Source organism: Arsenophonus sp. ENCA (assembly GCF_002287155.1).
In the GTDB taxonomy this organism is placed as follows: Bacteria; Pseudomonadota; Gammaproteobacteria; order Enterobacterales; family Enterobacteriaceae; genus Arsenophonus; species Arsenophonus nilaparvatae.
On sequence record NZ_NHNG01000011.1, the window covers coordinates 1 to 1,023 of the forward strand.

The 1,023-nt window shown below is 36.5% G+C and carries 2 protein-coding genes and 1 pseudogene; 1 reads left to right on the plus strand and 2 read right to left on the minus strand.

The window, feature by feature from the left end:
- On the plus strand, nucleotides 1-603 hold a 603-nt coding region (locus CBG25_RS00395), incomplete at its 5' end, for an integrase core domain-containing protein (protein WP_290603686.1).
- Nucleotides 604-636: 33 nt separating this feature from the next.
- On the opposite strand, the gene CBG25_RS00400 is transcribed toward CBG25_RS00395, so the two are convergent.
- Both CBG25_RS00400 and CBG25_RS00405 read right to left on the minus strand, forming a co-directional pair.
- Nucleotides 637-840 carry a hypothetical protein gene (locus CBG25_RS00400; RefSeq protein ID WP_290603687.1) on the minus strand — a complete coding sequence of 68 codons (204 nt, stop codon included), beginning with the start codon at nucleotides 838-840 and terminating at the stop codon, nucleotides 637-639.
- 1 nt (nucleotide 841) lies between these two features.
- Nucleotides 842-1,023, minus strand: a pseudogene (locus tag CBG25_RS00405) (StdB protein); the annotation flags it as partial.

Genomic DNA, 1,023 nt, shown 5'->3' on the forward strand with positions numbered 1-1,023 from the left:
AAGAAAGCACAGGATGATGAAGCCAGTGGTGAGATTGAAACAGCACATCCGGGTTACCTGGGGTCGCAGGACACTTTTTATGTTGGTCATTTAAAAGGTGTTGGTCGTATCTACCAACAAACTTATATTGATACTTACTGCAAAGTCGTTCATTGTAAACTTTACACAACGAAAAGTTCGATAACTGCTGCGGATTTATTAAATGACAAGGTTCTGCCTTTTTATGCCCAACATGGATTACCGATATTACGTATACTGACGGACAGAGGTAGTGAATATTGTGGTAAAGTTGAGCATCACGATTATCAACTTTATCTGGCTATCAACGATATTGATCACACAAAAACTAAGGCACGCTCGCCTCAAACTAATGGAATTTGTGAACGTTTTCATAAAACCGTATTACAAGAGTTCTACCAGGTAGTTTTTCGTAAGAAAATCTACGGTAATTTAGAGGAATTACAAACTGATTTAGATAAATGGTTAGAGGAATACAATAACCAGCGTACTCATCAAGGAAAAATGTGTTGCGGTCGAACACCCATAGCAACTTTACACGATGGAAAACAAATTTGGAGAGAAAAAGATTTAAATCAAATTTAGCCTGACAGATACTGTATAAATAACCGGTAACTGTCAGATCAAGTCTGAGCTACTACAAATAATAACATCTCGAATTGATTTTTCGATTTTAGAATCAATGCATTTATTCAGTTCGTCAACGCGCTCAAGTAATGCTGTTTGTTTTTCCAGCATTTTTTTCTGTGTCTCATTGATTTCTTTGGCATCACCTAGAAACCAATCCATTAACACCTCTAATTTATCGGGTTGCTTGTCCATATCACTCTCCGATTAATAGAGCATATGTTTTATCAAGATTGTTTTTAACAGGAATTGCTTGTTTCATATAAGTATAACGACGCGCCATTTTACGCCGCTCATCAGCATCACTCGATTGTTTCGCTCTAACTTTAAAATCTTCTGCATCTTCCTCTGTCAGAGATTCAAATGATATTTTATGAT